This window comes from Pseudomonas sp. KU43P (genome assembly GCF_033095865.1).
GTDB lineage: Bacteria > Pseudomonadota > Gammaproteobacteria > Pseudomonadales > Pseudomonadaceae > Aquipseudomonas.
On sequence record NZ_AP019365.1, the window covers coordinates 2,682,318 to 2,703,515 of the forward strand.

Annotated in this window: 14 protein-coding genes; 4 read left to right on the plus strand and 10 right to left on the minus strand. The window is 65.3% G+C overall.

Going from position 1 to position 21,198, the window contains the following annotated elements; translation table 11 throughout:
• Positions 1-18 precede the first annotated feature (18 nt).
• Together KU43P_RS12155 and KU43P_RS12160 are read right to left on the minus strand one after the other, a co-directional pair.
• Entirely contained in the window at positions 19-3,138 is a 3,120-nt protein-coding gene (locus KU43P_RS12155; RefSeq protein ID WP_317663376.1) for an efflux RND transporter permease subunit, read from the minus strand.
• Positions 3,139-3,149: 11 nt separating this feature from the next.
• Positions 3,150-4,325, minus strand: a complete 1,176-nt coding sequence (locus KU43P_RS12160) for an efflux RND transporter periplasmic adaptor subunit (protein ID WP_317663377.1) — start codon at positions 4,323-4,325, stop codon at positions 3,150-3,152.
• A 169-nt stretch (positions 4,326-4,494) separates the two neighbouring features.
• Here KU43P_RS12160 and KU43P_RS12165 point away from each other — a divergent pair, with 169 nt between their 5' ends.
• Together KU43P_RS12165 and KU43P_RS12170 are read left to right on the plus strand one after the other, a co-directional pair.
• Positions 4,495-5,196, plus strand: a complete 702-nt coding sequence (locus KU43P_RS12165; protein ID WP_317663378.1) for a response regulator transcription factor — start codon at positions 4,495-4,497, stop codon at positions 5,194-5,196.
• Between the two features lie 6 nt (positions 5,197-5,202).
• Positions 5,203-6,504 (plus strand): ATP-binding protein, encoded by a 1,302-nt coding sequence (locus KU43P_RS12170; protein WP_317663379.1) that lies wholly within the window; start codon positions 5,203-5,205, stop codon positions 6,502-6,504.
• A gap of 83 nt (positions 6,505-6,587) precedes the next feature.
• On the opposite strand, the gene KU43P_RS12175 is transcribed toward KU43P_RS12170, so the two are convergent.
• The 5 genes from KU43P_RS12175 to wecB form a co-directional block, all read right to left on the minus strand.
• Positions 6,588-7,679, minus strand: a complete 1,092-nt coding sequence (locus KU43P_RS12175) for a GGDEF domain-containing protein (RefSeq protein WP_317663380.1) — start codon at positions 7,677-7,679, stop codon at positions 6,588-6,590.
• Positions 7,680-7,820: 141 nt separating this feature from the next.
• Positions 7,821-8,660 carry a DUF4434 family protein gene (locus KU43P_RS12180; protein WP_317663381.1) on the minus strand — a complete coding sequence of 280 codons (840 nt, stop codon included), beginning with the start codon at positions 8,658-8,660 and terminating at the stop codon, positions 7,821-7,823.
• Positions 8,660-11,662 (minus strand): phage receptor, encoded by a 3,003-nt coding sequence (locus tag KU43P_RS12185; RefSeq protein WP_317663382.1) that lies wholly within the window; start codon positions 11,660-11,662, stop codon positions 8,660-8,662. Before KU43P_RS12185 ends, KU43P_RS12180 begins: the two co-directional genes overlap by 1 nt.
• Positions 11,659-13,833, minus strand: a complete 2,175-nt coding sequence (nrfB, locus tag KU43P_RS12190; RefSeq protein WP_317663384.1) for a cyclic di-3',5'-guanylate-activated glycosyltransferase NrfB — start codon at positions 13,831-13,833, stop codon at positions 11,659-11,661. Before nrfB ends, KU43P_RS12185 begins: the two co-directional genes overlap by 4 nt.
• Entirely contained in the window at positions 13,830-14,984 is a 1,155-nt protein-coding gene (gene wecB, locus KU43P_RS12195; protein ID WP_317663387.1) for a non-hydrolyzing UDP-N-acetylglucosamine 2-epimerase, read from the minus strand. Before wecB ends, nrfB begins: the two co-directional genes overlap by 4 nt.
• Positions 14,985-15,295: 311 nt before the next feature.
• On the opposite strand from wecB, the gene KU43P_RS12200 reads away from it, so the two are divergent.
• A complete protein-coding gene (locus KU43P_RS12200) occupies positions 15,296-15,727 on the plus strand; it encodes a PACE efflux transporter (protein ID WP_317663389.1) in 432 nt (143 codons plus the stop codon).
• A 184-nt stretch (positions 15,728-15,911) separates the two neighbouring features.
• Positions 15,912-17,474 carry a threonine ammonia-lyase, biosynthetic gene (ilvA, locus tag KU43P_RS12205; protein WP_317663391.1) on the plus strand — a complete coding sequence of 521 codons (1,563 nt, stop codon included), beginning with the start codon at positions 15,912-15,914 and terminating at the stop codon, positions 17,472-17,474.
• Positions 17,475-17,627: 153 nt separating this feature from the next.
• Here the strand turns inward: ilvA and KU43P_RS12210 are convergent, their stop codons facing one another.
• From KU43P_RS12210 to KU43P_RS12220, 3 genes are all read right to left on the minus strand, one after another.
• On the minus strand, positions 17,628-18,815 hold the full coding sequence (locus tag KU43P_RS12210) for a hypothetical protein (RefSeq protein WP_317663392.1): 1,188 nt from the start codon (positions 18,813-18,815) through the stop codon (positions 17,628-17,630).
• Between the two features lie 63 nt (positions 18,816-18,878).
• Positions 18,879-19,349: a VOC family protein gene (locus KU43P_RS12215; RefSeq protein ID WP_317663393.1), complete on the minus strand. Its 471-nt coding sequence runs from the start codon at positions 19,347-19,349 to the stop codon at positions 18,879-18,881.
• 122 nt (positions 19,350-19,471) lie between these two features.
• Positions 19,472-21,091: an NADP-dependent glyceraldehyde-3-phosphate dehydrogenase gene (locus KU43P_RS12220; protein ID WP_317663395.1), complete on the minus strand. Its 1,620-nt coding sequence runs from the start codon at positions 21,089-21,091 to the stop codon at positions 19,472-19,474.
• Positions 21,092-21,198: the final 107 nt, after the last annotated feature.

Sequence of the window (21,198 nt, forward strand, 5' to 3'; positions counted from 1 at the left end):
AACGCACGGCTTGTCCAGTCAGGCTTCGCTGGACTCCACCGGCTCATTGGCGGCCTTGCGCTGGGCCAGGCGCATCACCACCACGAAGAACACCGGCACGAACACCACCGCCAGGGTGGCGCTGAGCATGCCGCCGATCACCCCGGTGCCGATTGCCTGCTGGCTCGCCGAGCTTGCACCGGTGGCGATGGCCAGTGGTACCACGCCGAGGATGAACGCCAGCGAGGTCATGACGATCGGCCGCAGGCGCAGACGGGCGGCCTGCACGGCGGCGTCGACGGCGTCCACGCCCTGATCCACCAGGCCCTTGGCGAACTCGATGATGAGGATGGCGTTCTTCGCCGACAGCCCGATCAGGGTGATCAAGCCGACCTTGAAGAACACGTCGTTGGGCATGCCGCGCAGGGTCACCGCCAGCACCGCACCGAGCACGCCCAGCGGTACCACCAGCAGCACGGCGGTGGGGATCGACCAGCTTTCGTACAACGCCGCCAGGCACAGAAACACCACCAGCAGCGACAAGGCCATCAGCAGGGGTGCCTGGCTACCGGACAGCCGCTCCTGCAGCGACAGGCCGGTCCATTCCAGACCGGCGCCGGCCGGTAGCTGGGCGACCAGGCGTTCCACTTCGGCCATGGCTTCGCCAGAGCTGTAGCCGGCTGCCGGTTCGCCGGAAATCGACACCGCCGGGTAGCCGTTGTAGCGGGTCAGCTGCACCGGGCCGCTGACCCACCTGGCCTGAACGAACGCGCCCAGCGGCACCATCTTGCCGCTGCTGTTGCGCACGTGGATCTTCAGCAGGTCTTCGACTTGGCTGCGCTGGTCGCCTTCGGCCTGCACCACCACCCGCTGCATGCGGCCCTGGTTGGGAAAGTCGTTGACGTAGTTGGAGCCCACGGCGGTGTCCAGCACCGCACCGATGTCAGCAAAGGAGATGCCCAGCGCGTTGGCCTGGCGGCGGTCGATCTCCAATTGCACTTGCGGGCTTTCCGCCAGCGAGGCTTCGCGCACGTTGACCAGCACCTTGCTCTTGCGCGCACCTTCCAGCAGTTCGTCACGCGCGGCCATGAGTTCGGCATGGCCCATGCCGCCACGGTCCTGCAGGCGGAACTCGAAGCCGGTGGACTCGCCCAGGCCATCGATCGGCGGCGGCAGCACCGAGAATGCCACCGCGTCGCGGATCTGCGAAAACGCCGCGCTGGCCCGGTCGGCAATCGACTGGGCGCTGTCGTCGCCGCCGCGCTCGGACCAGTCTTTCAGGGTGGTGAAGGTCAGTGCCGCGTTCTGCCCGCTGCCGGAGAAGCTGAAGCCGAGAATCACCGTGGTGTTGCCTACGCCAGGCTCCTGGGCGTTGTGCGCCTCGATCTGCGCGGCCACCTGCTCGGTGCGCATGCGGCTGGCACCCGGCGGCAACTGGATGTCGGTGATGGTGTAGCCCTGGTCCTCGGTCGGCAGGAACGCCGTTGGCAACTGGCTGAAGCCGTAGCCGAGCACCGCCAGTAGCACGCCATACACCACCAGGTAGCGGCCGCTGCGTTTGAGCGCCTGTACCACCCAGCGCTGGTAGCCGTTGCTCATGGATTCGAAACGGCGGTTGAACCAGCCGAAGAAGCCTTTGCGTTCGTGGTGCTCGCCCTTGGCCAGGGGTTTGAGCAGCGTGGCGCATAGGGCAGGGGTCAGGCTCAGGGCGAGGAACGCCGAGAACAGGATCGACACCGCCATCGACAACGAGAACTGTTGGTAGATGACGCCCACCGAACCCTTCATGAACGCCATCGGCAGGAACACCGCCACCAGCACCAGGGTGATGCCGACGATGGCTCCGCTGATCTGGCCCATGGCCTTGCGCGTGGCTTGCTTGGGCGGCAGGCCTTCCTCGGCCATGATCCGTTCGACGTTCTCCACCACCACGATGGCGTCGTCCACCAGAATACCGATGGCCAGGACCATGCCGAACAGGGTCAGCACGTTGACCGAAAAACCCAGTGCCAGCATCACCGCGAAGGTGCCCATCAACGCCACCGGCACCACCAGGGTGGGGATCAGGGTGTAGCGCAGGTTCTGCAGGAACAGGAACATCACGGCGAACACCAGCAGCATGGCTTCGAACAGGGTATTGATGACCTGCTGGATCGACACCTTGACGAACGGCGAGGTGTCGTAGGGGATGTCGTACTTCACCCCTTCAGGGAAGTAGCGCGACAGCTCCTGCATCTTCGCCCGCACCAGGGTAGCGGTTTCCATGGCATTGGCGCCCGGCGCGAGCTGCACGCTGAAGGCGCTGGCTGGCTTGCCGTTCAGGCGTGTGCCGTACTGGTATTCCTGGGCGCCGATTTCCACCCGGGCGACATCGCCGATGGTTACCGTCGAGCCGTCCTGGTTCGCTCGCAGCACGATCGCGGCGAACGCTTCGGGCGTGCTCAGCTGGCCCTTGACCACTACGTTGGCGGTGATTTCCTGGGTGCCGCGGGCGGGCAGGTCGCCGATGCTGCCGGGGGCAACCTGGGCGTTCTGGGCGGCGATGGCGCCGGCCACGTCATTGGGCGTGAGGTTGAAGCCGATCAGCTTGCCCGGGTCGATCCAGATGCGCATGGCGCGCTCTGAGCCATACAGCTGGGCCTTGCCGACCCCCTTGAGGCGGCGGATCTCGTTCATCACGTTGCGCGCCAGGATGTCCGACAGCGCGGTTTCATCGAGACTGCCGTCCACCGAGGTCAGGGTGCCCAGCAGCAGGAAGCCGGTGGAGACCTTTTCCACCTGCAGGCCCTGCTGGGTGACCGGCCTTGGCAGGCGCGACTCGACCACCTTGAGGCGGTTCTGCACATCGACCTGGGCCAGGTCCGGGTGGGTGCCCGGCTCGAAGGTGGCGGTGATGGTGGCGCTGCCCAGGCTGCTCTGCGACTCGAAGTACAGCAGGTTGTCGGCGCCGTTGAGCTCCTGCTCGATCAGGCTGACCACGCTCTCGTCCATGGTCGCCGCCGAGGCGCCTGGATACACGGCATAGATTTCCACCTGCGGCGGCGCCACGTTGGGATACTGAGCGACCGGTAACTGGGGAATGGCCAGCGCACCCGCCAGGAGGATGAACAGTGCGACCACCCAGGCGAATACCGGGCGGTCGATGAAGAATTGCGGCATGGGTCAGGCCCTCACTGGCCGTTGTGCTGGGCGATGGGCTGAGTGTTCTGGCTGGCGTCGACCTGAACCTGGTCACCGGCCTTTACGTGCTGCAGGCCTTCGACCACCACGCGTTCGCCGGCAACCAGCCCTTCGCTGACGATCCAGCGGTCGCCCTGAGCATTACCAAGGACGACCTGACGCTCACTGATGCGCGCCTTGTCGTCGACCACCAGCACCTTCGGCACCCCGGCACTGTCGCGCAGGATGGCGCGCTGAGGGACGCTGATGCCTTTGGGTTGTACCGCCTGCTCCAGGCGCACGCGCACGTAGCTGCCGGGCAGCAGGTCGAGGTTGGGGTTGGGGAACTCGCTGCGCAGCGTGATCTGGTTGGTGCTCGGGTCGACGCTGATGTCGGAGAACAGCAGCTTGCCGGGCAGCGGGTAGGCGCTGCCGTCATCCTCGACCAGCGTGGCGCGCGCCTCGCTGGCGCCCACCTGCTGCAGTTCGCCGGCACGCAGGGCGCGGCGCAGGGCATTGAGCTCGCGGGTCGACTGGGTGACGTCGGCGTGGATCGGGTCCAGTTGCTGGATGGTGGCCAGCGGCGTGGTCTCGTTCTGGCCGACCAGCGCGCCTTCGGTCACCAGCGCACGGCCGATGCGCCCAGAGATGGGCGCGGTGACCGTGGCGTAGCCCAGGTTCAGGCGTGCCCGTTCCAGCGCGGCCTTGGCCTCGGCGACCACGGCATCGGCCTGCAGGAAGGCGGCGCGGGCGTTGTCGTACTCCTGGCGGCTGACCGCCTTGTCGTCGACCAGTTCGCGGTAGCGCTGCTCTTGCAGGCGCGCCTGGTACAGGTTGGCTTGGGCCTTGGCCAGGGTGGCACGGGCACTGTCGTGGTCGGCTTTGAACGGCGCCGGGTCGATGAGGAACAGCACATCGCCTTGCTTGACGTCACTGCCTTCGCGGTAGACGCGCTTGAGCACCACGCCGGCGACCCGGGCGCGTACCTCGGCGGTGCGTGGGGCAAGGATGCGCCCGCTCAGCTCGGTGCTGATGGCCAGGGGCTCCAGATGCAGGGTTTCAACCCGCACCTGGGGCACGGGGGCTTGTTCGGCCTGTTCGGCGCTGTCGTTGCAACCGGCCACGGAAAGGGCCAGCAGCGCCACGAGCGCCACGGGGCGCAAGCGAGGGGGGAGCAGGATAGGCATACGGATCTTCCGATGATGACCGGCGTATGCTACGGCAGCCGTTCCCTGAGCGCCTGTTAACAGCTGTAGGGCGTGTGTGAAAAAGTGTGAAGAATGATCCTGCCAAGTTGTAGGATTCTATATTCTCCTTGGCCATCCATGCGGTCCCCCCTACTTTTTTCAAGCGCCTATGCCCAATATTCTTCTGGTAGAAGACGACAGTGCCCTGTCCGAACTGATAGCCAGCTACCTGCAACGCAATGATTTCCATGTGCGGGTGATCGCCCGGGGCGACCATGTGCTCGACAGCTTCCACCGCGACAAACCGGACCTGGTGATCCTTGACCTGATGCTCCCAGGCATCGACGGCCTGCAGGTGTGCCGCCTGCTGCGCCAGGCCTCGCAAAGCCTGCCGATCCTGATGCTGACCGCCCGAGACGACAGCCACGACCAGGTGCTGGGCCTGGAAATGGGCGCCGACGACTACGTGACCAAACCCTGCGAGCCCCGGGTACTGCTGGCCCGCGTGCGCACCTTGCTGCGCCGCAGCAGCGTCAACGAGCCGCGTCTGGACAACGAACAGATCCAGGTCGGCGGCCTGCGCATCGACCTGGCCGAGCGCCTGGTGAGCTGGCGCGGTGAAGAGGTGGAACTGTCCAGCGGTGAATACAACCTGCTGGTGGTGCTGGCGCGCAACGCCGGCGAGGTGCTCAGCCGCGACCGGATCCTTCAGCAATTGCGCGGCATCGAGTTCAACGGCACCGACCGCTCGGTCGACGTGGCCATCTCCAAGCTGCGCCGCAAGTTCGATGACAGCGCCGGCGAGGCGCGCAAGATCAAGACCGTGTGGGGCAAGGGCTATTTGTTCAGCCGCGTCGAGTGGGAGTGCTGACCCAGCATGCTGAAGATCCTGGTGCGCCTGTACCTGGTGATCATCGTCGCCTATGCCGGCGCGCTGCTGTTGATCCCCGATGCCATCGTCGGCCTGTTCCACGAGCGCTTCATGGCTTACAACCTGGACCAGGCCAAGGGCGTGCAGACGCTGATCGTTCGCCAGTTCCGCCAGGCTCCGCAGGATCAGTGGCCGGCAGTGGAAAAGGAACTGGCCCAAGCGTTCTCGCCGTTGCAGGTCAGCCTGCTGCGCAACGATCAGGCAGGTTTGAGCGCGGTGGAGCAGGCGCGTCTGGAACATGGCCTGTTCGCGGTGCGCATCGGCGACTGGGGTTATTACCAGACGGTGCTGGCGCCGCTGGACAAGGACTGGCTGGTGAGCCTGCATGCACCGCCCGACCCGCTGGATATCAATGTGCTGTCGTGGGGCGTGACCGTGCTGATCGGCGCGGCCATGCTCGGCTGCCTGCTGCTCTGGGTCTGGCCGCACTGGCGGGATCTGGAGCGCCTCAAGGAGACCGCACGGCGTCTGGGCCAGGGGCAGATGGCAGAGCGCACGCACATTTCCCCGCATTCGAACATTGGTGAACTGGCCGGGGTGTTCGACACCATGGCCAGCGACCTGGAGCGTCACGTCAACCAGCAGCGCGAGCTGCTCAACGCGGTGTCCCACGAGCTGCGCACGCCTCTCACTCGGCTGGACTTCGGGCTGGTGCTGCTGTTCGACGAAGTGCCACCTACCAGTCGCAAGCGCCTGCTGGAACTGGTGGGGCATGTGCGCGAGCTGGACGAACTGGTGCTCGAATTGCTGTCCTACAGCCGGCTGTACAACGCCGACCAGGCCCGCGAGCGGGTCGAGGTGTCGCTGCTGGAGTTGGTCGACAGCGTGCTTGGAGGTTTTGCCGAGGAGCTGGATGCCCGTGGCATTCGCTGGGAGGTACAGGCCGAGGGCAAGCTGCCGCGCTTCGTGCTCGACCCGCGGCTGACAGCGCGGGCGGTGCAGAACCTGGTGCGCAATGCCATGCGCTATTGCGATGAGAGCCTGTTGTTGCGCTTGCGCCTGGAAGCCGACGGCGCCTGCCTGTTGACGGTGGAAGATGACGGGATCGGCATTCCGGTGGAAGAGCGTGAGCGGATCTTCCAGCCGTTCTATCGGTTGGACCGCAGCCGCGATCGCAATACCGGTGGGTTCGGTCTGGGGCTGGCGATCAGCCGGCGGGCGATCGAGGGGCAGGGCGGGACATTGACGGTGGCGCAGTCGGCATTGGGGGGGGCGCAGTTCAGGATTCGCTTGCCTGCAGGGGGGTAGGTTGGCTGTAGCGGCCCTATCGCCGGCAAGCCGGCTGCCACCGTTCTGTGGGAGCCGGCTTGCCGGCGATAGGGCCAGACCTGCTAGCTGTTTTCGGCCAGCCGGGCGGTCCACATCACGAAACGATCCTTGCCGCTGTGCTTGGCCTCATACAAGGCCTGGTCGGCCTTGACCAGCGCCATGGTCAGGGTGTCGCCACTGTCCACCCGGGCCAGCCCGATGCTGATGGTCACCGGATACTCGCCACCGTCCTCCCGCACCCGCTTGCACAAGCCCCCCACCTGCCGTTCGACGCCTTCCTGGTCGAGCTCCTTGAAAAAGACCACGAACTCTTCACCGCCCAGCCTGGCGAATTCGTAACCACCCATGGACGCCTTGATGTGCACCGCCACGCGCTTGAGCACTTCATCGCCAATGTCATGGCCGAAGCGGTCGTTCACTTTCTTGAAGTTGTCGATGTCGATCATCGCCAGGTACTGCCCGGCTGGTGCGGCCTGCAACTGGCGCTCGGCCTTGGCCATGAACGAGCGGCGGTTGGGGATGTCGGTCAGTACGTCGACGTACGCCTGATCCAGCAGCACCTTGGACATGTAGAAGTTATGCAGCTTGGCCTGGCGGATGCGCAGGTAGCTATAGATCACCAGGCCGCTGAGAAACAGCGCATAGCTGATCAGCATGGCGGCTTCGAGATCGTCCAGGTCGATGTTGGTGCCGTAGAACGGGTTGAGCATGGCCCAGGTGATGGCCATGGCGCAGAAGAACGACCAGCGCCGTACCGGCAGCACCGACACGCTGTAGAGCACGGTTGAGGTACCCAGCACCAGCCACACCGGGCGCAGGGCGATGGGGATGCCGTCGATGACCAGGCGCATGCCCAGGGTGATGACGGCGATGAACAACAGATTGAGGACGTCGAAGTGGTGGCTCTTGCGGGTAAAGCCCAGTACCACCGTGAGGCTGCACATCAGTGCGATGAACAGGCCTGACAGCCAGGTGAAGCCCTGGTTGCCGAGGTAGCTGACGATGAGGTCGAAGATCAGCCATACGGCGATGCTGACGCAGAAGATCAGTTGGCAGAAGCGCCGCGAGTTGTCGAACTCGTACTGGCGGAATTCCGAGCGCAGTGCGGCGGGGGCAACCTGTTTGCGCACGTGTTCCTCGATGGTCCTGAACATCGGTGGGTTCCTTGTGAGGACTGCGTTTGCCAGGCCCGGCCAATCGCCGGCAAACCGGCTCCCACAAGTACGGCACAGGGTTCACTGGCTGCGCAGTCCTTGTGGGAGCCGGCTTGCCGGCGATTGGGCCGGTACAGGCTTTCAATTCGTTGACAGGATACCCCGAGCCCAAGGCCGATAGCGCAGTGCAAACACCGCTTCAGCATGGCAGCCGCTGCTCAGCAGCGGCTGCGCAGGCTCGGCGCGAAACGCCTGCCCGGGTGCACTCACCTGGCGAAACGCTTCGCGCACCACACCCACCCGGCACGGCAAAGCCTGCTCGTAGCCCTGGCGCACCAACGGCGGCAGCCGCCCGGTACCAACACCGTCCTGCCACCACACAGTCAAGCCCAAGGCGGCGAGTTCATCCAGCCACGCCGCATTCACCCGCGGCGACAGCCGCCCCGCGCTGAAGGCACTGATATGCAAAGGTTCGTCCAATTGCCGGTTGAATGCCTGCAACTGCGTGAGCAACGCCTGGCGGCGCGTGGCGTCACGAAAATGCAGGTCGTCCAGTTCCAGCGGCAGGTACCAGCCTGCCACCGGTAATTGCCAGTCCTTGCGCACTTGCTGGTACTGGCTCAGCGAGCGGCCCAGTTGCGCTTTCCAGTAGCTGCTCAGGCCATCACCGTCGAGCTGCTCGATGCGCTGGTAGTACGCCGGGTCCATGTACAGCCCCAGCACCAGCTGCAAGCCCTGGGCCTGGGCTTCGCGCAGGCTGTTTGCCAGCCAGCCCTGGGCACCGCCGAAATCGCTGTCGCCATAGGCGCTCCATTGCACGATCAGGGTCTTGCCGCCCTGGGCCACGGTGGCGCGCCACAGTTGCTGCCACTGCGCAGCGCTCACCCCGGCATCACGGTTCAGCGGTTGGTAGAACAGGCGCTGGTCGGCCATGGCTGGCAGGCACAGCGCAAGCAAGCAAGCGGCCAGAAAGGTACGCATCAGAAGGACATCTCCGCGCCAACCAGCACGCCGTTGGCGCGCTCGTAAAGGTTGCCACCCAGTGACTGCTGGTACTCGGCGCGCACTTTCAGCGAGCCGCGATAGGCGTTGTAGCGGTCATCGTCGAACCACCACTGCCAGCGCACACCGACACCGGCGCGGGCATCCTGGCGCCAATCGTTGCTCGGGTCCTGGCTGGAGAACTCGACGAAACCATAGGGCATGATGGTTTGCGGCGAGCTGCCGGGCAGTTTCCAGGTATGGCCCTGCTGGTAGCGCGACAGCCAGGCATGATCGCCGGCGCGGGTCCACCAGGCGGCGTCGAGGTAGAGGAAGCGCTCGTTCCAGTCGTCCTCGTCGACCCGCCAATCGTTGCGCCAGTCGCCCTGGTCGAGGAACGAGGCGGTGGCGCGCAGCAGCAGGTCGTTGCTCGATTCGGCGTGGTGGCGCAGGTCGCCCCAGTTGCCGCCGACCTTGGCCGGGCTGAGCAGCTCGCCCAGGCTCAGGCCGTTGTAGTGCTCGTCATCGATCTGCCGCTGGTGGTAGAGCTCGGCATACAGGTTGAGGTTGGCCTGGCCCAGCGGCTTGTAGCGCAGACCGACGCCGGTGCCCATGCTCTGGGCGTAGTCGGTGCGGCTCTGGCCACCGAACAGCACGCGGCCGTAGACCGACAGGGTGCTGCCGTTGCGGCTGGGTTCCTCGCCCAGGGCGTGGTCCCACATGGCCAGCTGCACGTTCTGCGACTGGGCCCGGCGCGAGCTGCCGCTGCGCTGGCCGTTGTCGAGGAACTTGTCGTTGGTGGAGGTGCCGGCGGGCGACCAGGTGCTGGCCAGGGTGATGGTGTCGCGCCGCGAGAGCGCTTCATGGGCGCGGCGCTGGCGGTATTCGCGGGCTTTCAAGCTGCCGTATTCGTCGTCGCCGTCGACCAGGTTGTGTTCCACGTCGAGGATGCGGCGCAGCTCACGACGGGCCGAGGCACTGTCTTCGGCCTCATCGTAGCGCAGCGCCAGGGTTTCGCCGAGACGGTAGTCTTCGGGAAAATCGTGGGTGGCCTGTGCCAGGTAAGGAATCGATTGGCGGCGCTGGGCCTTGTCCGGCGAGCCGGCCAGGCGCATGCCGTAGTCGGCGCGGTAGCGTGGCTGGTCGGGCGCCAGGCGCACCGCCTCGGCGAGCCAGGCTGTGCTCTGGGCGCTGTCGCCAGCCAGTTGCGCGGTGCTGGCGGCTGCATAGTAGTGGTCGGCGCGCGGGTTGTTCGCCAGGGCCTGGCGCTGGAAGCCCAGGGCTGCCTGAGGGTCACCCTGGCGCTGGGCGATGGCGGCGCCCAGGGCCCAGTCGTCGGCGCTGTGATGGGCGGCGGCGTCCCAGTAGCGGCGCGCGGTGTCGGCATCGCCATTGTTCAGTGCGCCACTGGCGGCGGTCAGGCGGGCATTGTCGGTCCAGGCGCTGTCCGGCAGGCTGCGCCAGATCGGCGCGGCCGACTGGGAGTCGCCGGCAGCTTCCAGGGCGTAGGCCAGCGGCAGGCGGTTGCTGGTGTCGCCAAGGCGTTCGGCGGCCTGGTAATAGACCACCGCTTCACCGGGCTGGTCGGGCATGGCGCAGCGGCCCAGTGCGCGGAATTGGCCGGCCTCGGTGGGGTTGGCCGGGATGGCCTGGCGTACGGCATCGCATTGGCCATTCTCGGCCAGGCGGGCGAGTAGCTGGGCGCGGGTGTTGGCATCGACCCTGGGTACCAGGCCGAGCATGCGGCGGCTGTCCAGCGGGCCGTCGCTGCGCGCATAGATATTGCCCAGGCGCTGCAGCAGCGAAGGGGTCAGCCGGCCTTGGCGGCGGTCGTAGGCCTGCTCCAGCAAGGCCCTGGCACGTTCGCTCTGGCCCTGTTGCAGCAGCAGGAAACTGGCTTGCTCCAGCGCGGCGAGATCACCGCTCTGGCGGTAGCGCCGCTCCCATTCGGCCGCCGTGCGTGGTTGCGGTGGTTGCACCGGGTCGCCGTACAGGCGCTGCTTGAGCACCGCGTAGGCGCGCGCGTCCGCCGTGGCGGGGCAGTCCTTGAACTGCTCGCGGGCAAGTGCTGGGTCATGCCGGGACAGCCAGTCCACGGTTTCCAGGCAGGGGCGTTGCAGGTCATTGCTCAAGCGCCGCACCAGCGCCGCGTCATTGCCTTCGCGGGCCAGCTCCCACAATTGCTGGCGCAGTTCCGGGCGTTGCAGCTGGTCGCTCGGCAGCGCTTGCAGCCAGCGTTGGGCAAGCTGGTTGTGGCCCACGGCGATGGCGCGGTTGGCCATGGCCAGGCGCGCCTGGTTGGCGGCCTCGGCGGAAGGCGCACGCTCGAGCAGCTTGCTCAGCCCCTGTTCATCGACCTGCTGGACATAGGCATTGGCCAGGCGTTGCCAGTCTTGCGCCGGCAACTGGCCCTTGTCGGCCAGGGGTTCCAGTTGCTGGATGGTTTCTTTCCAGTTGCGCAATTGTTCGGCGAAATTGGCCCGGGCCAGGCGCAGCACCTGGCCATCGTTGCGCGGTGGCAGCTGGTTCAGCCATTGCAGGGCTTTGCCGGCGCCGCCGAACTTGGCCAGGCTCAGGCTGTAGGCCTGCCACAAGCGGATGCGTTCATTGCCGTCGGCCGTGGCCAGCCAGCTTTCCACCTGACTGGCGGCGGGTGGGTCTTGCTCGATCCAGGTCAGGCGCAGTTCAAGCAGGGCGCCGGCGTGTTCGGCGCCATTGTCCATCTGCTCGGCGATGGCTTCGGCGTCCTTGTAGCGGCGCTGGTGGGCAAGCGCCTCGACCAGCAAGGCGCGGGCCTCGTCATTGTTCGGGACGCGACCGAGCACGTGGCGGGTCAGGCGTTCGACCTCGGCCCAGTTGTCCTTCTTCGCCTCGCGGTAACTGCGCTCCATGAACGGGTAGCTGGTGAACCGCTGGAAGTCGGTCATTGGCGCGGCCAGCGTTGGCAGCGCGGCGGAACACAGCAGGAGGCTGGTGAAGGTCAGGGTAAAGCGCGGCTTCATGCCACCTCCCGGATCAGGTCATAGGCGGCCTGCTGTTCGCTGGCCTGTTCGGCGAGGGCTTGCTCGAGCACCTGCTCGGTGATGATGCCGCGGGCGATCAGGTGTTCGCCGAGGCTTTGCCGCTCGGGGTCGAAGTCGATCAGTGCCTGGTTGAACAGGGTCACCGGAACCATGCCGCGCACCTGCAGCAGGGTGCCGAGCATGACCTGGTGGCTGCTGACCTGTTCGATCAGTTCGGCGTTGTCCTGATGCTGTTCGAGCACCTTGAGCATCTGCCGCGTCTGGTCTGTCTGCCACGGGCTGGGGTAGTGGTAGCGCAGGCCCAGGGTGACCCGGCCCTGGGGTGCCAGGCGGTAGCTGACCGGCCGTTTAAGCTGGCGGCTGATGACCCCCAGCGAAACCTGGCTGACCGGGCTTTCACTGGCCAGCACCAGGGTGTCGTCGTCTTCGGCCACCGGCAGCACGCCGTAATGGGTGGCCAGCCGACGCGGCAGGGCGGCGATCAGGCGGGTATCGAGCTTGAACGGGTTGAGCGGCGCCCAGGGCAGGTCGAGCTGTTCGGCCAGGCCTTCTACCAGTTGTTCGCTGGTGAGCCAGCCGCGCAGCAGCAGCTCGCGGCCCAGGCGCCTGCGCACCGGGCTGTTGATGGCCTGATCCAGTTGCTGTTCGCTGATGTAACCCTTGGCCACCAGCCGCTGGCCGAGAGGCGTGCGCGCCGGCGCGGCGATGGCGGGGAATTCGTGGGTGGTCTTGTCCCAGGCCACCCGGCGCGAATCGCCCATCTCCATGACCTGGCGCAAGGCGCGCAGGTTGGCGAAGAAGTTGACGAAGTTGCTCCACATCATCCGCGGTGCCGACAGCAGGCCCTCGCCGATGCCATAGTAGCGGGTGACGAACCAGCCGCGCTGGAACAGGCGGTTGATCAGCATCAGGCCGTTGAGCCAGAGCAGGGTGGTGAGCAGCTTGCTGTCACTGAGGATCGACATGAACCGCCACGACTCCGGCGCGATCACCGTCACCAGCCACATGGCCAGCAGCACCAGCAGCAGCAGGTTGACGAGGAAGCTCAGCAGGTAGGCGAAGAGCCCGCGGCGGTCGCGCCAGAGGAAGTAGTTGAGCGCGCCGGTGCGGCTCCAGCCGAGGTTGCTGGTGCCCTGGAACACGATACCGACGATCCACCGCGACTTCTGCCGAATGGCGTGCTGCCAGTCCCGCGGGAAGTGCTCGCGTACGCAGATCACCTGGGAGAATTCGCGGCTCATGCCCAGGCGCCATTCCTGCTTGAGGGTCAGCGCCGGGTCGGTGATGGAATAGCGGGCGAAGATGCACTTCATGCCTTTTTGCTTCAGGCGAAAGCCGATGTCGTAGTCTTCGGTGAGGCTCTGCACGTCGAAGGCGATGCCGTCGCCGTCTTCGAGCAGCGCGCTGATGGCGCGGTGGCTGAAACAGGTGCCTACCCCGGCGCTGGGCACCTGGCCGGTGAGCGCCTCGCGCACGATCACGTCCTTGCCGTGGTTTTCGGCGAACTCGTCCACATAGTGCCCGGCGGTGAAGCCTTTCCATTCCGGTGCATAGGGGTACACCGGGATCTGGATCATGTCCTTGGCGGGCAGCAGGTAGTTGAACAGCCGCAGCTCCATGGGCGAGATGACGTCTTCGGCGTCATGCAGGATAAAACCGGCGAACTGGATGCGCGCATCGTCCTGGAAGCGCAGGATGGCGTCGATGATGTTGTTCAGGCAATCGGCCTTGCTGGTCGGCCCGGGGCGAGCGCAGACCACCTTGTGCACGTTGGGGTAGTGCAGGCACACGGCGTCGACGTCGGCTTGGGTCTGCGGGTCGTTGGGGTAGGTACCGACGAAGATCTGGTAGTTCTCGTAGTCGATGGTCGAGGCCGCCAGGCGCGCCATTTCGCCGACCACGCCCACCTCGTTCCAGGCCGGCACCATGATCGCCAGGGGCTTCTCGGGCACTTCGAACAGGCGTTTCTCGTCGGCCTTTTCGTATTTGTCGTAGATGCGGAAGCGGCGGATCAGCTTGCGGCACCAGTAGCACAGGTCGATGAACAGGTCATCGAGGCCCAGCAGGAACATCAGCGTGGCGAGGATGATCGCCAGGATCTTGAGGCCGAACAGTACATAGGTCAGAAAATCGATGAAAGCCAGGCTCATGCGTCGTCCTGTTGATTGGCGGTTTCCTCGAACCAGCGGCTAAGGCGCTCGGCGATGATTTCGCTGGCGTGGCCGTCACCGAACGGGGTGAACACGCGTGCCATGCGTTGGTAGGCCGCAGGGTCGTCGAGCAGTTGACTGGTTTCCTTGACGATACGTTCGGTATGGGTGCCGACCAGCTTCACCGTGCCACCTTCCAGCACCGAGGGACGCTCGGTGACCTTGCGCAGCACCAGTACGGGTTTGCCCAGAGCCGGGGCCTCTTCCTGCACGCCGCCGGAGTCGGTGAGGATGATGTGCGCGCGGTTCATCAGCCAGACGAAGTGCTGGTAGTCCTGCGGGGGCACCAGGTAGATGTTGTCGCGCCCGGAAAGCAGGCCGTACACCGCCTTCTGCACGTGCGGGTTGAGGTGCACGGGGTAGACGAACTGCACGTCGGGATGACGCAGGGCCAGTTCGGCCAAGGCCAGGCAGATGCGCTCGAAGCCGGCGCCGAAGTTTTCCCGGCGGTGGCCAGTGATCAGCACCATGCGCTGATCATCGCGCAGGGCGTGCAGCGGTGAGTCGGCGGCGGGGTGCCAATTGCTCTGGGTGAGGAATTCGCGCATCCACAACAGGGCATCGATCACGGTGTTGCCAGTGACTTCGATGTGCTCCAGCGGCACGCCTTCGCGCAGCAGGTTGTCGCGGCTCTTGGTGGTGGGGGAGAAGTGCAGGTCGGCTATCACGCCGGTCAGGCGCCGGTTGGCTTCCTCGGGCCAGGGTTGCTGCAGATTGCCGGTACGCAGGCCGGCCTCGACGTGGCCGACAGGGATATGCCGGTGGAAGGCGGCGAGGGCGGCAATGAAGCTGGTGGTGGTGTCGCCGTGCACCAGCACGATGTCCGGCTGGACCTGCTCGTAGGCCTTGTCGATCTTGTCCATCAGGTCGCGTGCCAGGCCGTTGAGGGTCTGGTTCTGGGTCATCACCTTAAGGTCCTGGTCGACGCTCAGGCCGAACGCCGTGAGCACCTGGCCGAGCATCTCGCGGTGCTGGCCGGTTGAGCAGATATGCAGGTCCAGATCAGGCCACTCGCGCAGTACCCTGGCCAGGGGGGCCATCTTGATTGCCTCAGGGCGGGTGCCGAATACCATCATGACGGTGTTAGCCATTGTCTTGTTCCCTCGTTCGATTCCCCGGACGAAGCTGTACGACGTGTTGCCGCTAGCAATGGATAGATACAAGCAGTCAAGCGTGGGGTTGTCCAATGCGCAATCGTTCGCGTGCGGTGTTCAGGGCAACGCGAAACCAGGCAAGGTTGGGGCACGTGGCGAGGTTGATGGGAGGCGGCAGAATAGCGATCGCTATCGCGTTTCTTTTGCTGGTTATTCCTGATTGAATGGTCAGTCAAATATGTATTTCAGACTTTTTCTTGTAGGCTGCATCTTGTAATTTGATGGGTCTTTTGAACACGGAGCTGCACATGCAAGGCAAGGCACGCAAGATCGTCCAGGCCATTCTCTACGAGGCGATTGCCGTGGCCTGCGTGGCGCCGGCACTGGAGTTGGCATTCGACGCAGGCATGGCCCAGTCGACCCTGCTGTCGATTTTGATGTCGGGCATCGCGATGAGCTGGAACATGGCCTTCAACTGGGCGTTCGAACGCTGGGAGGCGCGTCAGCGCAAACGCGAGCGCACCCTGCTGCGCCGTTTGCTGCACGCCCTGGGCTTCGAGGGTGGGCTGGTATTGCTGTTGCTGCCGCTGGTGGCCTATTGGCTGGATGTCAGCCTGTGGGCCGCATTGCTCACCAACTTGGCGCTGTTCGTGTTCTTCTTCGTCTACGCCTTCGTGTTCCAGTGGGGCTTCGACAAGGTGTTCGACGTGCCGCTTTCGGCCCAGCAAGCCAAGTGTTGACTTGCCGGCGTGCGGCAGGATAAGTTCCTACCCCATGAACACATTCCCGCACGTGAACGCCATTATTATTACCGCCATTATCAGTTTGGCGGGCTAGCGCGTACGTGCACCGAACCCGCCCTGGAGGCGGGTTTCTTCTCTCTGACTCCTGGGCAACGTAGACAAAGCCAAGGAGTTGCACCCGATGACCAGCCTCAATGTCAGCCCACGTACACCGCTTACCCCCCAGCAATTGCTGTCGGAGCAAGTGCGGCGCATCCTTTCTGCCCCGGTGTACGACCTGGCCATCGAGACCCCGCTGCAACCGGCGCCGGCGCTGTCCGCTAGCCTGGGCAACCAGGTGCTGCTCAAGCGCGAAGACCTGCAGCCCACCTTCTCGTTCAAGATTCGTGGTGCCTACACCCGCCTGGCGCGGCTGACCACGGCCCAGCGCGAGCGCGGGGTCATCACCGCGTCGGCCGGCAACCACGCCCAGGGCGTGGCCATGGCCGCCGCGCGGCTGGGCATCAAGGCGACCATCGTGATGCCTACCACCACACCTTCGCTGAAAGTCGAGGGCGTGCGTTCGCGCGGTGGCCACGTGGTGTTGCACGGTGAAAGCTTCCCCCATGCCCTGGCCCACGCCCTGACCCTGGCCGACAGCGAAGGTGCGACTTTCGTGCCGCCGTTCGACGACCCGGACGTGATTGCCGGACAGGGTACCGTGGGCATGGAGATCCTGCGTCAGCAGCCGGGTGCGCTGGACGCGATCTTCGTGCCGGTCGGTGGCGGCGGGCTGGTGGCCGGCATCGCGGCGTACGTGAAGTACCTGCGCCCGCAGGTCAAGGTGATCGGGGTCGAGCCGCAAGATTCCAATTGCCTGCAGGCCGCCTTGGCGGCCGGCGAGCGGGTGATCCTGCCGCAGGTTGGCACCTTCGCCGACGGGGTGGCGGTGGCCCAGGTCGGTGCCCACTGTTTCGAGCTGTGCCGGCACTTCGTCGATGAGGTGATCACGGTCAGCAGCGACGAGCTGTGCGCGGCGATCAAGGACATCTACGACGACACCCGCTCCATCACCGAGCCGTCCGGTGCTCTGGCCGTGGCGGGGATCAAGAAGTACGTGGCCCGCGAAGGCGTGCAGGGGCAGACCCTGGTGGCCATCGACTCGGGAGCCAACGTCAATTTCGACCGCTTGCGCCATGTGGCCGAGCGCGCCGAACTGGGCGAGCAGCGCGAGGCGATCATTGCCGTGACCATCCCCGAGCAGCCCGGCAGCTTTCGCGCCTTCTGCCAGGCCCTGGGCCGGCGGCAGATCACCGAGTTCAACTACCGCTACTTCCCAGGCAAGGAAGCGCGCCTGTTCGTGGGCGTGCAGACCCACCCGCAGCACGACCCGCGCGAGCAGTTGCTGGCCAGCCTTGGCGAGCAGGGTTACAGCGTGCTGGATCTGACCGACAACGAGCTGGCCAAGCTGCATGTGCGCCATACCGTGGGCGGGCATGCGGCGCCGGGGGCGCAGGAACGGGTGCTGCGGTTCGAATTCCCCGAGCGGCCGGGGGCGTTGCTGGGGTTCCTCGAGCGGTTGGGCAAGCGCTGGAACATCAGCCTGTTCCATTACCGCAACCATGGTGCGGCGCAGGCCCAGGTGTTTGCCGCGCTGGAAGTGCCGGTGGAAGAGCAGGCGGGGTTACCGCAGGCGCTGGAGGAAATGGGGTACCGGTATTGGGATGAGACCGAGAACCCGGCTTATCGGTTGTTTCTTGGGTGAAGGGGGGGCCAGTGCCGGCCCTATCGCCGGCAAGCCGGCTCCCACAGGACAATGAGGGTTCTCACGAAATCTACCTGTGGCCGGCGATAGCGCCCGAGCAGCCTGCCCAAGGCGAAAATGCGGTGCCTGGGCTGGGCCGGCTCCCACAGGTGTTCAACGCTCGCGCATGAAGAACCCCGCCACATACTTGCGGAACGTCTCCAGGCTCTTGAAGTCGGCAAAGCGCTTGAAGTTCTCGGCATCCGGCTCCGGCCCCAGCGGCTGTTCCAGCAACGAAACCGACAACACCCGGTCCTGGTCCGAGGTCAGCACCAGTTCATCCATCACCTGACCGCCGATCACTGGCCGGCGCATTTGCACCTTCACGCCCTTGCCGGCCATCCAGTCGATCAGCGACACCAACGCCTTGAGCGGTTCACGCTCCTCATCGCGATAGACCGGGAACAGGTGTGCACGTGACAGCACCGGCACGCTGGCCACGTGGATCAGCTCGTAGAAATGGCTGCCAGCCGTGGCCGGTGAATACAGGGCCAGCGCCAGCAACGGGCCGGACATGCGACTGCCACCCCAGTAAAGATGGTGCCCCTGAAAATCGAAGCCATCCTCGCTGCGGTTGTTGAACAGCTTGCGCCCGCGGACCTGCTCGACGCAGTCCAGCATCAGCCCGTGGCGGCGGTGGTTGCCAAACACCGTGGCCTCGCGCAGGCGGGCCTTGAGCATCATCATGTGCTTCATGTCCAGCCGGGTTTCCAGGTAGTTGCTGGCAGGCACGCGCTCAAGCAGCGGGTAACGGCTGGCGACACTGCGCAGTTCGGCGAACTGGGCGGTGAGGTCTTTCTTCAGGTGAGTGGCATAGAGGTTGAGGCCGCTGGTTTCGATCCAGGTCAACAACAGCGACAACAAGCGATGCTGGTCACGCCGTTCGCCACCATCGCCGGTGCCCCCGGCACTCTCGCCGGATTTGGGAAAATCACCGATCAGGCGCAGCGGTGTATCCGGTGCGAGCCAGGCGGCGGGCGCGGTGGGTTGTGCTTCACGCTCCGCAGCCTCGCGTTCGTCCTTGGTGAACGGGCAGCCGGGCGCATGCTCGGCGGTGCCGGGGTTGTTCTTGAGAAACAGCGTGCCGGTGTTGCCATTGAGGGTGACATTGAGCACCGGCAATGCATCCTTGCGGCAATCGCAGGCCAGCCACTGGTTGGCGCTGCGTACCTTCATCAGCAGTTGGTTGGCCTGCAGCAGGCGGGGGCCGGCGAGGTTGCCGGTGGCGAAATCCGCCAGCAATTCCTCTTCGGCCGGTGTCAGGCTGCGCACCTGCGCGGCGGTCTTGTCGATGATTCGCATGAGGCAGCTCCAAGCTACGAGCCCCAAGCTTCAGGCAAAGTCGCGCCGCTTTCAACTTGGCTGTCAGTTGCCGCTGAACATCTTGGCGGCGCGTGCGCGGATTTCCTCGGGGCTGAGGTCCTCCTTGTGGGTGGAGACGAACCACAGGTTGCCGAACGGGTCTTTCAGGGTGCCGCTGCGGTCGCCGTAGAACTGGTCCTTGACCTCATGCAACGGGGTAGCGCCGGCGGCCACCGCCTGGGCATAGACCTTGTCGCAGTCCTCGACGTACAGGTGCAGGCCTACGGCAGCGCCATCGAGGTTCTGGCTGGCGGTGAGGCCGCCTTCCATGTTGTCGCAGGGGTCACCCAGCATCAGCGAGGAATCGCCGATCCTCAGTTCAGCATGGCCGACCCGGCCGTCCGGGCCTTCGAGGCGGAACATCTCCGTGGCGCCGAAGGCCTTCTTGTAGAACTCGATGGCCTGGGCGGCGCCCTTGATGGCCATGTAGGGGGTAATGCTGTGCTGCCCTTCGGGAATGGGTTTGACTGCCATGTTCGATACTCCTCTGACGGGTTGCGATGGGGGCACGTCGCGTGCCCCTGTTGCATAGAGTCGTTTGCACGGGTGGAAGATCGACAATCATGCTAGACCGATTGTCTATAAACAGCCGCCCCTCAGAAGATGTAGTCGGTGGTCAGGAAACTCGACTGCCGGTTGCGGATGATTTCGCTGATCAACGCCTTGTTGGCTTCCTGGAAGCGGGTCGCCACCAGCGTGCGGATCGAGAACACGCGCAGGGCGTCATGCACCGACAGCGTGCCTTCGGCACTGTTCTTGCGACCGTTGAACGGGTAGGTGTCCGGGCCGCGCTGGCACTGGGCGTTGAGGTTGATGCGCCCGACCTGGTTGGCGAAGATGTCGACCAGGCTGCCGATGGTCTGCGGGTCGTTGCCGAACAAGCTCAGCTGCTGGCCGTAGTCGGAGTCGAGCACGTAGTCGACCACTGTTTGCAGGTCGCGGTAGGGCACCACCGGCACCACCGGACCGAACTGCTCCTCGTGGTACACGCGCATATCGCCGCTCACCGGGTACAGCAGCGCGGGGTAGAAGAACGACCCGCGGCTCTGGCCGCCACCCTCGTTGAGCACGCGCGCGCCCTTGGCCGTGGCATCGGCCACCAGGCCTGCGAGGTAGTCGACCTTGCCCGGCTCCGGCAGCGGCGTCAGGGCCACGCCCGGATCCCAGGGCATGCCCGGCTTGAGCGCGGCGAGCTTGCGCTGGAACTTGTCGAGGAAGGGCTCGACCACGTCCTCGTGCACGAACAGGATCTTCAGCGCCGTGCAGCGCTGGCCGTTGAACGACAGCGCGCCGGTGACAGCTTCGTCCACGGCGTTGTCCAGGTCCACCTGGGGCAGGACGATGCCGGGGTTCTTGGCATCCAGGCCCAGGGCGGCACGCAGGCGGTGCGGGCGCGGGTGCAGCTTCTTCAGGTCGCTGGCGGCCTTGTGCGTGCCGATGAAGGCGAACACGTCGACCTTGCCGCTGGCCATCAACGCGCTGACCGTTTCGCGGCCACGGCCGTAGATCACATTGATCACGCCGGGCGGGAAACTGTCGCGGAAGGCTTCGAGCAGCGGGCGGATTAACAGCACGCCGAACTTGGCGGGCTTGAACACCACCGTATTGCCCATGATCAGCGCCGGGATCAGGGTGGTGAAGGTTTCGTTCAGCGGGTAGTTGTAGGGCCCCATGCACAGCGCCACGCCCAGCGGCGCACGGCGGATCTGGCCGAGGGTGCCTTGTTCGAGCTCGAAGCGGCTGGAGCGGCGGTCGAGGTCCTTGAGCGCGTTGATGGTGTCGACGATGTAGTCGCAGGTGCGGTCGAACTCCTTCTCCGAATCCTTGAGGTTCTTGCCGATCTCCCACATCAGCAACTTCACCACTGCGCTGCGTTGTTCGCGCATGCGGGCGAGAAACTGCTCCACATGCTGGATGCGTTCGGCCACGCGCATGTTCGGCCAACTGCCGCGGCCCTTGTCGTAGGCCTGCACGGCGGCGTCGAGCGCGGTCAGGGCGGTGTCGGCGTCGAGCAGCGGGGCGCTGCCGAGGATGACCTGGCGGTCGCCATCGGCGTGCTTGAGCCATACTGGGCTGCGCACCGTGGCCAGTGGGCCGTCCCAGCGCCTGAGCTCACCGTTGACCAGGTAGTCGCGTTGTTCCAGGGGCTCGGCCAGGTGCCAGGCTTCGGGGATATCGTCCGGGCTGGGAAACAGCGAATCGAGCAGGGGGTCCATGGGTGCCGCACCTCGCAAGTCTAGGTAGGTGAATCGCTTCAGCTTCGAGCATGCACCTGGCGAAAGAAAAATACCAGTCTGGCTCAATATTGCCGGCTGTGCGCCGA

Bases quoted from the DNA above. Each gene is read 5' to 3' on its own strand.
- KU43P_RS12155 (WP_317663376.1), bottom strand. From the start codon at position 3,138: ATGCCGCAATTCTTCATCGACCGCCCGGTATTCGCCTGGGTGGTCGCA.
- KU43P_RS12160 (WP_317663377.1), bottom strand. From the start codon at position 4,325: ATGCCTATCCTGCTCCCCCCTCGCTTGCGCCCCGTGGCGCTCGTGGCG.
- KU43P_RS12165 (WP_317663378.1), top strand. From the start codon at position 4,495: ATGCCCAATATTCTTCTGGTAGAAGACGACAGTGCCCTGTCCGAACTG.
- KU43P_RS12170 (WP_317663379.1), top strand. From the start codon at position 5,203: ATGCTGAAGATCCTGGTGCGCCTGTACCTGGTGATCATCGTCGCCTAT.
- KU43P_RS12175 (WP_317663380.1), bottom strand. From the start codon at position 7,679: ATGTTCAGGACCATCGAGGAACACGTGCGCAAACAGGTTGCCCCCGCC.
- KU43P_RS12180 (WP_317663381.1), bottom strand. From the start codon at position 8,660: ATGCGTACCTTTCTGGCCGCTTGCTTGCTTGCGCTGTGCCTGCCAGCC.
- KU43P_RS12185 (WP_317663382.1), bottom strand. From the start codon at position 11,662: ATGAAGCCGCGCTTTACCCTGACCTTCACCAGCCTCCTGCTGTGTTCC.
- nrfB (WP_317663384.1), bottom strand. From the start codon at position 13,833: ATGAGCCTGGCTTTCATCGATTTTCTGACCTATGTACTGTTCGGCCTC.
- wecB (WP_317663387.1), bottom strand. From the start codon at position 14,984: ATGGCTAACACCGTCATGATGGTATTCGGCACCCGCCCTGAGGCAATC.
- KU43P_RS12200 (WP_317663389.1), top strand. From the start codon at position 15,296: ATGCAAGGCAAGGCACGCAAGATCGTCCAGGCCATTCTCTACGAGGCG.
- ilvA (WP_317663391.1), top strand. From the start codon at position 15,912: ATGACCAGCCTCAATGTCAGCCCACGTACACCGCTTACCCCCCAGCAA.
- KU43P_RS12210 (WP_317663392.1), bottom strand. From the start codon at position 18,815: ATGCGAATCATCGACAAGACCGCCGCGCAGGTGCGCAGCCTGACACCG.
- KU43P_RS12215 (WP_317663393.1), bottom strand. From the start codon at position 19,349: ATGGCAGTCAAACCCATTCCCGAAGGGCAGCACAGCATTACCCCCTAC.
- KU43P_RS12220 (WP_317663395.1), bottom strand. From the start codon at position 21,091: ATGGACCCCCTGCTCGATTCGCTGTTTCCCAGCCCGGACGATATCCCC.